Consider the following 12,814-nt stretch of genomic DNA (forward strand, 5'->3'; position numbering starts at 1 on the left):
CATTTTGGGTAACTCACAGAAATTCTATTGGCTTAAAAAAGTATTTTTCTGTGAAAAGTTATTTGTTAATATGAAACATTACGCATACCATATATTCAAGGGCTATCATCGTTAGCATTCTTAGTACACCGTTTGTGTCACTTAAAAAAGATAATTACATATTTACCTTTAAGAAAGTCTAATATATGCACTAATTTAAAACTTCAAGAATTCTAAATGTTGCTTTACTTGGTTACTACTATTTAACACCACTATGAAGAAGAGCATATACAACGCGGCTTTCATTAGATATACTACTTACTACTTGGATGAATGATTAAGCAGTCGGCTTTAAACGCTCCGCATATTGCTTTCTAAATTGTGCCATCTTTGGTTCCATAACTGTGGTACAATAACCGTATTGTTTATTGAGTTGGTAATATTGTTGCTGCCTTTCTTCTGCTTTAAAAAAGCGCTCGTAACGTTTTACCTCAGTAACAATAGGCTTATCAAAATAGGGTTGTAATTCTTTAATTACAATATCGATAATAGCTCTTTCTTTTACATTTTCATAAAAGATGATGGACCTGTATTGTAAGCCTATATCGGTGCCTTGTTGATTAAGTAAGGTTGGATCGTGAGTAGTCATAAAAATAATCAACAATTCTTCATACGAAATGACATTTGGGTCATACTCTAACTGAACTACTTGGGCGTGACCAATCATTCCTGAGCATTTTGCATGATAAGATGGGTAATCAGCTATATTACCACCACTGTAACCAGAAGTCACATTTATGACACCTCTTACCTCTTGAAAAATAGCCTGAGTGCACCAAAAACAACCACCACCAAAAGTGGCGAGCATTGTAAAATTGTTTTGATTTTTCATAATTGTGGTATTTGTGTAGCTATGCAATTATGATTGCTGGTAATTTTTGATAAATATTTTATGGTTTTTTGTAAGACCATAGCTTCAGAATTGACACAAAAACGCAGTCCTGTTGCGCTTGGCCCATCAGGAAAAACATGTCCTAAATGAGCATCACATGTGTTACACAACGTTTCTACTCGTAACATCCCGTGTGATTTGTCTTTTAAGAATTTTATTGCACTTGGCATTATGGGTGCAGTAAAGCAAGGCCAGCCTGATGTGGAGTTAAACTTTCTGAAGGAATCAAAAAGAGGTTCCCGACAGTTTACGCAATTATATTTTCCATCTTCAAAAACGTTACATAAAGTGCCTGTATGAGCTCTTTCCGTGCCTTTTTGCCGCGTAATCCAATATTGCTGTGGTGTTAAGATAGCTTTCCATTCTTCATCCGTTTTTTCAACGCGATGGTCTGGCAGAAGATTTCCGTAAGTGATATACTCTACAATGGTGTTCCAATTCATTTTTGATTATTTTTTATGTTTAAAATTTGTCTAACCATCTGGTTTGTAAATCCCCATTCATTATCGTACCAAGTCATTACTTTAAGTAAATCACCATCTACAACACGTGTCATGCTTAAATCTGCAGTAGAAGCATAAGGACTTTTAATAATATCCGAAGAAACTATAGGGTCGTATGTAATAGCTATGACATCTTTGTATCTATCCGTTTTTGCTTCTTCTTCCAGAATGATATTTACCTGATCTACGGTTACATTTTTATCCATAACAAAGGTCATATCAGATAAGGAACCAACGGGAATAGGCACACGAATGGCAATACCATCAAATTTTCCTTCATATTCTGGTAAAGCTTTAGTAGTGGCAATTGCTGCTCCTGTAGTGGTGGGGATGATGTTTGCCGCACTAGCACGTCCCATTCTAAAGTTCTTCTTATTGGGACCATCAACCGCAGTTTGTGATGCGGTATATGCGTGTACGGTGGTCATAATTGCCTTTTTAATTCCAAGGCGCCGTCCTAGAATTTCAACAATCGGACTGATGTTATTCGTGGTGCAACTCGCACAAGAGAATATAGAAGTATGTCCGGCCTCGGTATTCACACCGTGTACTACAGTTGGTGCATTTACACTATTGGTAGGTGCAGAAATAATGACTGTTTTCGCTCCCGCCTTTACATGCTTTTCGGCATCTTCATAGGTGGTAAAAACACCAGTACTTTCTATAACTAAGTCTATATGAAGCTCCTCCCAAGGCAATTCTTCTGGATTACGCTCGCTATAAAAGGATATGGTTTTATCGCCTACTATAAGTGCTGTCTCGGTATGTCTTACTTTAGACTCATATTTTCCGTAAACGGTATCGTAATTTAATAAGTAAGCTACATTCTCTATCGCTACAATATCATTTACCGCTATGATCTCTAATTCCTTATGTTCTAAGATGACTTTGAGCGCAGTTCTCCCGATGCGCCCCATTCCGTTGATGGCTATTTTCATAATTTATTGGTTTTCTTATAGTTTTTTTGGTTGAAAGTGGTATTAACAGGGCTTGCCATCGTTGAAAATTTAGTTTGAGTAGCCTTATCGCCATCAAGGTTAGGTAGCTTCAACTTGATGAATTCTATCGCACAACTGGCAATAAATAGGTAATCCCGTATCTTCTTTTTTAGTGTCATAAGATATTGTTTTAGGTATTTAATCGCGTTTCTGTTTTTGGAAATAGGGGTACAACACCTTTAGTATTTAACTTAGAATTCACAAAAGCAGTCCCAGATTTTGCTGCAATTCCAGGTTTTATGTGGATTCCTGAATTATAGAATTGCTCTTCTTTTTTTACCCAACCCTTTTCTGATGAGCTAGGCTTACTGAAGAATCTGCCAAATAGCTGATGTAGAAATGACGAATTTTTAGATTGCCCTTTAACAATATCCCCAAAGCTTGTTTTCTTTTTAAAGTGAGCTTCAATGAGCTGACTGAAGCGTTTGACAATATCTAATTGCAAATTTTCTACAATAACCTTCTTTGCTGGAGTTTGTATCTTAATACTTGTTATGCGAATAATTCGCTTTAAAATATCGCGTTGCGTTACTGTAGAGCCATTGGTATAATTTAATTCTTGCTCAATATTGTTAAATATGACATTATAAAAGTTCTGCTCAATTTCGTTTAGAGTGATGATTAGGGAGTGTTTAAATCCAAAAAACCAAAATCCATAGAACTCTTTTTCTTCATCTACTGTTTTTAGATTATAGAAATCCTTATTAAACGCGATAACCTGCAAACCTGTTTGCGGATGTGATACTTCAACGCATTGCAATGGTTTACAAAATAGCACCTCCCCTTTGCCTACCATGGCTCTGGAGTTGTTAATATAGACTTGGGTAGCCTCGCCACGGTTATAAATAACCTTATACAAGGCGCTAGATGCAAGAAGGGTTTGCGTAGTAGCTTCATTAAAATTTGAAAACAGAAAAAGACCGCCAGACCTAGGACAAATGATATAATGTTGCATATTTATAAAGATTTGATATACAACACTCTATAGTCGTGCCAATAATTTTTATTAATTTAAATTACTGATTATTAAATATTTACAACAATTGAGTGAAAATACATACAAAAACATATACACAATATATTGGAGTGCTCACAATATTGTATCTATTAATTTTTACGAAATAGAACTATTATACTTTGAAGATGACAAGAAATAAAATCACAAAAATTGTGACCCTCACAGTATATGTTAGTTTTAAAAATAGTACTTTACACATATCCCTTCTAATCAGCATTTTATAAGTGCGTTATTTTGGCATATTAATAGCTGATGAAAAGTAAATCCAGAAAAAAATATTAATTTAGACCGCAGAACGCTCAACCTATGTCCAAAAAGCTACTCATCGTAGAAGATGAATTCCTGATCGCAAATGATATTCGAACTATAGTCACCCAACTTGGGTATGCGGTGATGGCCTTAGCTAAATCTGCAGACGAAGCGCTAAAAGCCGTACAGGCCGAAAAACCTGATATTGCACTATTGGACATCAATATTATAGGTGACAGGAATGGAATAGAATTAGCAAAAATTCTGACTAAAAAATATAGTATACCGCATCTGTTTATTACCTCCTATTCTGATAACGCCATTATAAGCCAGATGAACAACACACATCCTTTAGGGTATATCCTGAAACCTTTTGATGAGCGTGACATACGAGTTGCATTGCAAATGTGCTCTGTTGCTTTAGAGGAGGAGGTCATCGAAAATGTAAAAAAAGTAAGCATAAAGAAATCATCAGGGATTATTGGTGAAAGTGCAAAATTACAAGAAACCTTAAAAAAGGCACAGCTCGTAGCCCCTACAGATGTTACGGTTTTAATAAGCGGTGAGACAGGTGTAGGGAAAGAAGTTATAATGAATACTATTCATTTAAACGGAAATCAGAAGAACAATAAGCTTGTTAAAGTTAATTGTGCTGCATTGCCCTCAGAACTTATTGAAAGTGTTCTTTTTGGCCACGAAAAAGGAAGTTTTACAGGTGCGACCGAAAAAAGAATAGGAAAATTTGAACAGGCCAACGGAGGCACTATCTTTTTAGATGAAATAGGCGAATTACCACTTACTAGCCAGTCTAAACTGCTTAGAGTTTTACAAGAAAAAGAAATTGAAACCGTAGGTGGTTCTGTACAGAAAAAAATAGATGTGCGTGTTATTGCGGCAACTAATAAAGATTTATCGCAATGTGTAAGCGACGGCACCTTTAGGGCCGACTTATATTTTAGGCTCAGCACATTTCCTATAACCGTAGCTCCATTGCGCGAACGCCATGACGATATTTTACCTTTGGCCAACCATTTTTTGGAAAAAGCCGCAGAACGTTTTAATAAAGAGAACACCCAGTTATCCAAGGCATCCGAAAAAGCATTATTAAGCTACAATTGGCCAGGAAATATTAGAGAATTGGAGCACGTTATCGATAGGGCGCTATTGCTTAATGAAAGTGAAGAGTTGCAGATAGAACTAGAGGCCAATACTAGCGTTAAAAACGGTTCTTCTAAAGAATTTCAACTCAAATCTCTAGAACAAATAGAACGCGAGCAAATTATTGAAACCTTAAAATACTGTAACGGCAAAGTACGTGGTGCTAATGGTGCTGCAGAGATATTAAAGCTGCATCCCAATACGCTAGATTTTAAGATTAAGAAGTTAGGGATTAATAAATCAACACTCTTTAGCTAAATATAAAGTATAATAGAAGGAATATAGCCGTATTAAAAATTTCTAATTTTCATCATTCTTATAGTTGTTTCAATTTCCACAATCAGAGAAAATTTTCTTGTTATCGATTCCCATTATTTTTTATCAGTTTTGACCTATTACTTGTAATTTATGCAAGAGACTAAAACTGCAAACAGGACTTCAATATACTGTATCACTCCTATATTTCGTGTAAGATTTTTAAATCAAACTAGAGATTTTAAAAACAAACATTTGATTTTCAATCATTTATACAAACCTTAAGTTTTGGCACAACTTTAGCCTATTCCTGTAATGAAAGTAATAACTCCAAATTATAGGGCTATGCAAAATTCAATAAAAAGACACAACAGTACTATCAAAGTATTTACGAATAACTATTAGGTAGGATGTGAATTTTATTTATTTCTGATTATTCAGAAATAAACGCACCTCTGTTTTGGAAACATATTAAGAAAACTAAACAAGAACTTATGACCCGTTGAGAAATAACTTAAACCTTAGATTACCTAATATTCACATTTTAAAATTCATAAATTATGTTATCCATAAATTATCAATTACGGAGTCTCTCATTTAAACCAAAAGCAACAACTTTTACCTACCTATATACAGAAGAAACTTCGTTGAAAACAGTTGATGATGACTGTGAATCTATACATGAAAAAGAATTTGTATCTGAAAAAGAGGAGTGTAACCAAATTAATCTTAGAGAGCGTATTGTTACTTATTTTCGCGATGAAATATTAGTTGTCTCCGTTTCAGAAATTGCCTGTATATATACCGATAATTCTATTACCTATGTGGTAACTATGGATGGTCAAAAGAGCACAACTAATTGTAGCTTAGATCATCTTATTATGCAACTAGACGGTCACGATTTTTTTAGAATAAACAGACAAATTATTCTTGGGGTGTCCGCTATCAAAAAAATCATTAGACTAGGGCAAGGATTAAAAATACTAACCCAACCAAGTATAGATATAAGAGTGTTTGTGGGTAAGAATAAAGCACTTCGTTTTAAAAACTGGTTAAATAGCTAAAAGCTTTAAACCGGAAAAAAACGGAGAGTTTAAATTACAATGCTATGGAAGATCCTCCGAGATAAAATCTTTTTAAGCAGCAACAGGTTCTTCAACTATTATTTCAAGTGATGTCCCTTGCTTACTGTTTGTATGTATAGTTCCATTAAGTTGTTCTACAAGGTCATGCACCAATTGTAATCCAAACGAAGTTGCGTTCTCAATATCAAAACTAGATGGCATACCAATGCCATTATCAGTAATTGCTAACAAGAATTTAGGCGAATTTTTCACTTGATGAAATGTAATAGCGATGGTACTAGCATTGCTCGTTTTATTGGCAAATGCATACTTATAGCTGTTGGTGATCAATTCATTAATTATCAAACCCAACGGGACGGCTAACCCTATTTGAATTTTCTTTTCTTGAAGATCAAACTGAAATTGAATTGCGTTTTTACTTTGGTCAAAACTCTTTTGAATATTGTCGACCAGTTCCCTGATGTAAGAAGATACTGAAACTTTTGAAAATTCATCTTTATTATAAAGATTTTGATGTATTAAAGCCATAGATTTTATTTTGTTTTGGCTTTCTTGAAGAATTAATTTTAATTTATCATTGGCGGTACTGTTAATTTTTACCCCTAAAAGGCTAGAAATAATTTGCAGATTATTTTTAACACGATGATGAATCTCTCGGATCAATAATTTCTTTTCTTCGTTTTTTTGACTAATTAATTTTAGTGCTTTTTGTTTTAAACGATATCTGTTAAACATAATGAATGCCAGCAGTGTTGTAAGTGCTAAAAAAAGGCCCAAACCGAGTTTAAAATTTTTTTCTTTTTCGGCTTCTATTTCTCTAATTTTAGTTTCACTTTCTAAAATTTCAATTGCTTTAGTTTTTACTATTTCCTCTTCCAAATAATTTAATTGTTCTGGAATTAAGACTGCTTGATGTTTATAGACCTGATCCCTGAATTTATTGTAAAGGTTATAGTAGACTGCACTTTCTTTATAGTTTTTGTTTAATTCGTAAATTTCAGCTACTAGCAGGTATGCTTTTCCAATTTCATCATTTAAAGGTTGTTCATTTTGTAATTGCACAATACGTTCTTTACACACATTAATAGCATGGTGTAATGTCTCTTTAGCCTTTTTTGTGTTCCCTGTTATCCGATGAATTTCACCTATTTTTTGCAAACCAGTGCCTTCTCCAATAGCATCGTTATTTTTTTGATACGCATTAATAGCTTCTTTAAAATGAGACGCTGCTGCATTATAATCTTTTGCATTAAGGAAAGACACCCCTAAACCATAGTAAATAGCACCATACACATTATATTGTTTTAAAGATGTTGCAGTAGACATAGCTTTTTGTAGTGTTTCTATGGCTTTTTTAGGACGGCCCTGTTTTTGATACGATTCTGCTAGCTTCATTAGCGGATCATGTAATTTTTCAATAGCATTATGCGTTGTAAATAATGCTATAGCTGCAGTATATTTTTCTATGGCTTTGTCGTGGTCATTGTTATAGTCACTATAAAAAACGCCTAAATTAAAGTAAAAATGCGCTTTCTCTTTTACGGTGATACCTGGTGCATCAACTATAGCTAAATTTTCAAATAATACAGTGGAAATATCTTTTTTTGGAAATTTTAATCTTAGATACGCACTACTTAATTCTAAAGCAGTATTAAATTGTACGTTTTGGGGTAACTTATAATCTTTCGATACTTTATAGGCATTTTCAAAATAAAATACAGCTAAGTTTGGTTTGTTTTCTTTTTCACCTATAAAACCTGAAAGTACGGATGCACTTCTTAAACCCATACCGTAGATTAATTTTTCTGAAATAGATTTAACTTGTGCGTTATAGGCTTTGGCACTGTCAATTTGTTCTGTTTTATAAGCATGATAGGCTAAATAAGACAAAGCATCAACGTTTTGTTCTTCTAGCTCAGTATTACCTTTTGTTACATCTAAGGTCTTATTAGCATAATAATAAAGACTGTCTAAATTTTGAGTATCTTCCTGAGCGTAATAGGCACTTAAAGCGAGTAGTGCTGTACTTGTTTTTTTAGAGTCCTCGTTTTTTGCTACTACACGCTGTAAACTATCTAATTTTTTAGCATTGGTATTATGTTGCGCAAAACCCAACTGTGTGTTTACAAATAAGAACAAAAGACAAATTAATAATTTATAAGAAGCCATTAATGAGTGGTATTTATAGTAGGTTCATTTAGTAGTATAGTAAACGTGGTGCCTTTATCTTGGGTAACTGTTACTTCACCATCTAACTGTGCGGTTAAGCCATACACCAATTGTAAGCCAAATGAAGATAAGGTATCTACATTAAAATCAGCAGGCAATCCTTTTCCGTTATCCTGAATAATAAGTCTATATTTAGTGGTATTTTCTAGTTGATGAAAACGGATGCTAATCTTTTTTTCTTGGTTATCATGGTTTAAAAAAGCATATTTATAACAGTTGGTAATCAATTCATTTAACATTAAGCCTAAAGGCACTGCAAGTCCCATCATAATTTCTTTAAAAGGGACGTCTAGTTGGAACACTACAGCTTTATAGGTATCATCAAAACTACTTTTAATTTGCACTATCAGTTCATCTATATAGGTATTTACCGCTACTTTTGTATACTGATTACCTTCGTATAAATTTTGATGAATAATAGCCATAGATTTTATTTTGTTTTGGCTTTCTTGCAATGCTGTTTTTATAGTTTCATCTGTAGCATGGGTAGTTATTTTAGCACCTAAAAGGCTAGAAATAATTTGAAGATTGTTTTTAACCCGGTGATGTATTTCTTGCATTAACAAGGTGTTTTCTTCACTTTTTTCTTTTATAATGGTAAGTGATTTTTGTTTGGCACGGTAGCGTTTAAAGAGTAGCAGTAATACAACTAAAACAAGTACGGAAAGTATTAAAAACAGCCATTTTAGAAACTTTTCATTTGCTACATTTAGCGCTTCTATTTTTTTGTTGTTTTCTAAAATTATGAGTTCAGTGTCTTTCTCATTATTCGTTTTAAGAATTACGTAATTTTCTCTTTCGTAAAACTTTTCCTTCATATAAATACTATCGTAGGCTGTAGTATAATCTTTAAGGTAGTCTAAACTTTTTTTGTGGTTATCATTAAGTTTATGAAGTTCTGTTAATTTAGCATAATTACTTTCATTATAATGCGGATCATCATTTTTTGCTATAGCATCCGCATAAAATTTTTCTGCACGTTTAAAGTAGCTATTCGCATCTTTAACATTGTTTTGATCTTTATAAATCTTACCTAATTTTATAAACGCGTCGCCTAGATTTTTGTTAGGTGGCATTAAAGTAGAATTTGCTAGCAATAGATCTATTTTTTCTTCATAAGTATCATAAATATTTAATTCAAAATTAGAAGGCGATTCAGCAGTGTTTTTTATAAATTTTTTAAAATTTTCTAGTGCAGCATCGTAATCGTTTAATTCAAAATAAGAAACTCCAAGGCCATAATAACAACGGCCTTCATAATCTTTATGCTGAAAAGCCATTACATCTTTGTACGCCTTTATCGCTTTTTCATAATCTCCTTTTTGTTTATATAATTTTGCAAGTCTAAATTTGGGGTCACCAAAAACGGTATTGCCGTCTTTGTCAAAGCATTCAATTGCTTTTTCGTAGTATGAAATTCTCATATCTAACTCATCATCATCATCCTGAAAATCATACAGTCTAGCCGTGTTATAATACAAGCGTGCTTTATCCTCTAAGGATACTTTAGGACCATCTACCAAAGCTATGCCTTCAACCAACAGTAACCTAGGAAGTCTCCCTCGAGTTCCGTGCAGAAACAGATGCGACTCTGCTAAATTCATTGTATGGCGTAAAATAATATGTTTTGGAAAATTGTATTTGGGCAATCTAGCATTTTCATAAGCCACTTCTAAATTGTACATGTACTTACGATACTCTCTTTTATCAAGATACATAAACGCAGTAACCCTAGATGTTTCTACAATACCATACTTATAATCTAATCTTTTGGTAATCGCTTTGGCATGGTCTAAATAATATGTTGCACTATCTATTTTTTTAGGGTTTTTAGATAAAGCAAAGGCTAAATGTGCTAAGGCTTGTACTTGTTCTTTTTCTAAATCTTTTTCTTCTGCTACAAGCTTTAGGGCTTTACGAGAATAGTGCGATAAGCTGTCTGTATTATATGCTTTTATTTTTGCAAAATAATGACATAAATCTAGTAATGTATTGGCCTTATTTTGTGTGTTGTTTGCCTGTTTAATGGCTATGTGTAAACTTTTTAATTCGAGATCTATTTTAGTGGTTTGGGCAAAACCAAGTGGGCAGATTAAAAGTATACTTATAATGAAGAGAAAGATTTTAGCTTTAGACATAGTGTTTGGTTGGTGGCTATTTTTTTTTCTAAGTTAAAGTTTTTTATAAATAATTGGTTTACATTGATTTACGTTTAAAGGCGAATAACTTAGGCTTCCTGAGGCTCTTCTAATATGATGGTAAACGTAGTACCTTTATCTTGTGTTATCTTAACTTCGCCATGTAATTGTTCCGTTAAACCGAATACCAACTGTAGTCCAAAGGATGATAGGTTATTTAGATCCAAATTAGCTGGTAGGCCTTTACCGTTGTCTTTAACAATAAGTGAATATCTAGAAGTGTTTTCTAGTTGATGAAAACGTATGCCAATTTTCTTTTCTTTTCCGTGCTTATCTATAAAAGCATATTTGTAGGCGTTGATAATCAATTCATTCAGTATTAATCCTAGCGGTACAGCCAACCCCATTGGTATCTCTTTGGGTGCTATGTCTACATCAAAAAAAATAGCGTTAGAATGCTGTGTAAAACTATTTTTAATTTGTGCGATAAGTTCCTCTACATAACTGTTTACAGATACTTTAGTATACTGATTGCCTTGATACAAATTTTGATGAATAATCGCCATAGAGCGTATTTTATTCTGGCTTTCTTGTAAAATGTTTTTTATGTTCTCATCAGCAGCGTTACTATCTATTTTAGCACCCAAAAGGCTAGAAATAATTTGAAGGTTATTTTTAACACGATGATGAATATCTCGCATTAACAATTTATTCTCTTCATTCTTTTCCCTAATTGCTTTTATGGCCCTCTGTTTAAGGCGATTTCTACTGATTCCAATAACTAACAATAGTAAGATCAATACTGTAAGTACTAATACCCCTATTCTATAAGATTGTTCTTTAGAATTACGTATTTCTTGTAGTTTACTTTCGGTTTCCAGGTTTTTTATGGCATTATTTTTTTGCGTAGTTGTTTTGAAAAAATCATAACGCTCACTTTTTTTGAGATTTTGATTTAGGGCCACACTATCTTTATAACTGGCGTAAAGTTTATGGTATGCTAAACTTTTTTTAAAATTATTTTGGATTTTATAGATACTGGCTATTTTAAAATAGGCCGATGTAATCTCAGTTTTTTTGATATTGTTTTTTTTGTTTGACGCAATACTTTTTAGATATTTTTTTATGGCAAGGTCAAAAAAGAAATTGGCTTGTTGTGTGGCTTTTTTTTCAAAATAAATTTTTCCTAGGAAATTTAAACAATCCCCTACGGCCCTATAATCATTGGCCTCGTTATAGTAGTCTTTTGCTTTTTTAAAATTACTCTCGGATTCTTTGTAGTCTTTTAAACCAAAGAAAGAGAGACCGAGACCGTAATAAATATCCGCACGTGCGTAAGGCACATCTAAAGCTAAAGCTTCTTTGAAAATAGTTATGGCTTTTTTAGGGTTGCCAACGCCATTATAGTAGCTCGCCAAATTAATTAACGGGGCGTGCAAATCAATAAAATTATTATCACTTTTGAAAAATTGTATTGATTTCTCAAAATTTAATTTAGCTTTTTCTTGCTCATTGGTTGCATCATATAACGTACCCAAATCCAGATAAAAAATACCTTTGTCCTGTAGGGAGATATCAGGACTTTCCACTAAATCTTGCATTTCAAGCAATACATTGGCAATGAGATCAGAATTAAAATTATATACGGAATACCCAGAAGATAACCCAATTCCCATTTTAAAGATCACTGGTTCCGGCACGTTATAATCTTTGGCTATTTGGTACGCATTTTCTAACTGATAGATATACTTATTTATATCCCCATCATCTAACGCTAAATAAGCAGAAAGATAACTGGCATTGCTTAAGCCGGTACCATAACCTGTTTTTTGTGAAATTTCTTTATATTCCTTAATATACTTTTTTGCAAGGTCATTTTCCCTTCTATAATATGTTACAAAAGCTAAATGATCCAGTGCATCTACTTTCCTATTTTCAAGTTCTTTTTGAGAACCCGCAAGGTTAATTATTTTAGTAGCGTAATGAGAAAGACTATCTAAATTTTCGGTATTTATTTTTCTATAATAGTTGCATAATGCGAGTAACGCATCAATTTTTTTTGTGGTGTTTGTGCTCTTTTTAAGCAATACATGTATACTGTCTAATTTTTGCGTGTTTATTTTACTTTGCGCCAAACCATCATGGAAAGTAAGAAGTAAAAAAAGCGTGAAACTTATTAATTTAGAAATAGACATTATTTAATTTAGTGCTACAAAATGCAGTTCAATTCTTTAAAGATAAAAAACTAAT

General features: G+C 33.1%; 9 protein-coding genes. 2 read left to right on the forward strand and 7 right to left on the reverse strand.

Annotated elements, in window-relative coordinates; translation table 11 throughout:
• Positions 1 to 316: 316 nt before the first annotated feature.
• The 4 genes from msrA to SJY09_RS08545 form a co-directional block, all read right to left on the reverse strand.
• Entirely contained in the window at positions 317 to 871 is a 555-nt protein-coding gene (msrA, locus tag SJY09_RS08530) for a peptide-methionine (S)-S-oxide reductase MsrA (RefSeq protein WP_396638528.1), read from the reverse strand.
• Complete coding sequence (gene msrB, locus SJY09_RS08535) at positions 868 to 1,374, reverse strand: peptide-methionine (R)-S-oxide reductase MsrB (RefSeq protein ID WP_396638529.1); 507 nt, start codon at positions 1,372 to 1,374, stop codon at positions 868 to 870. The genes msrA and msrB overlap by 4 nt, the downstream gene beginning before the upstream one ends.
• A complete protein-coding gene (gap, locus tag SJY09_RS08540) occupies positions 1,371 to 2,372 on the reverse strand; it encodes a type I glyceraldehyde-3-phosphate dehydrogenase (protein WP_396638530.1) in 1,002 nt (333 codons plus the stop codon). Before gap ends, msrB begins: the two co-directional genes overlap by 4 nt.
• Positions 2,373 to 2,562: 190 nt before the next feature.
• Positions 2,563 to 3,387, reverse strand: coding sequence for a hypothetical protein (locus tag SJY09_RS08545; protein ID WP_396638531.1), 825 nt, complete (start codon positions 3,385 to 3,387; stop codon positions 2,563 to 2,565).
• A 369-nt stretch (positions 3,388 to 3,756) separates the two neighbouring features.
• Here SJY09_RS08545 and SJY09_RS08550 point away from each other — a divergent pair, with 369 nt between their 5' ends.
• Complete coding sequence (locus SJY09_RS08550) at positions 3,757 to 5,115, forward strand: sigma-54-dependent transcriptional regulator (protein WP_396638532.1); 1,359 nt, start codon at positions 3,757 to 3,759, stop codon at positions 5,113 to 5,115.
• 557 nt (positions 5,116 to 5,672) lie between these two features.
• Positions 5,673 to 6,176 carry a LytR/AlgR family response regulator transcription factor gene (locus tag SJY09_RS08555; RefSeq protein ID WP_396638533.1) on the forward strand — a complete coding sequence of 168 codons (504 nt, stop codon included), beginning with the start codon at positions 5,673 to 5,675 and terminating at the stop codon, positions 6,174 to 6,176.
• 72 nt (positions 6,177 to 6,248) lie between these two features.
• Here SJY09_RS08555 and SJY09_RS08560 read toward each other — a convergent pair whose 3' ends face one another.
• From SJY09_RS08560 to SJY09_RS08570, 3 genes are all read right to left on the reverse strand, one after another.
• Positions 6,249 to 8,366 (reverse strand): histidine kinase dimerization/phosphoacceptor domain -containing protein, encoded by a 2,118-nt coding sequence (locus SJY09_RS08560; protein WP_396638534.1) that lies wholly within the window; start codon positions 8,364 to 8,366, stop codon positions 6,249 to 6,251.
• Positions 8,366 to 10,564: a histidine kinase dimerization/phosphoacceptor domain -containing protein gene (locus SJY09_RS08565; RefSeq protein WP_396638535.1), complete on the reverse strand. Its 2,199-nt coding sequence runs from the start codon at positions 10,562 to 10,564 to the stop codon at positions 8,366 to 8,368. Before SJY09_RS08565 ends, SJY09_RS08560 begins: the two co-directional genes overlap by 1 nt.
• Positions 10,565 to 10,653: 89 nt before the next feature.
• Positions 10,654 to 12,759 (reverse strand): histidine kinase dimerization/phosphoacceptor domain -containing protein, encoded by a 2,106-nt coding sequence (locus SJY09_RS08570; RefSeq protein WP_396638536.1) that lies wholly within the window; start codon positions 12,757 to 12,759, stop codon positions 10,654 to 10,656.
• Positions 12,760 to 12,814: the final 55 nt, after the last annotated feature.

This window comes from Maribacter sp. R77961, assembly GCF_044594925.1.
GTDB lineage: Bacteria > Bacteroidota > Bacteroidia > Flavobacteriales > Flavobacteriaceae > Maribacter.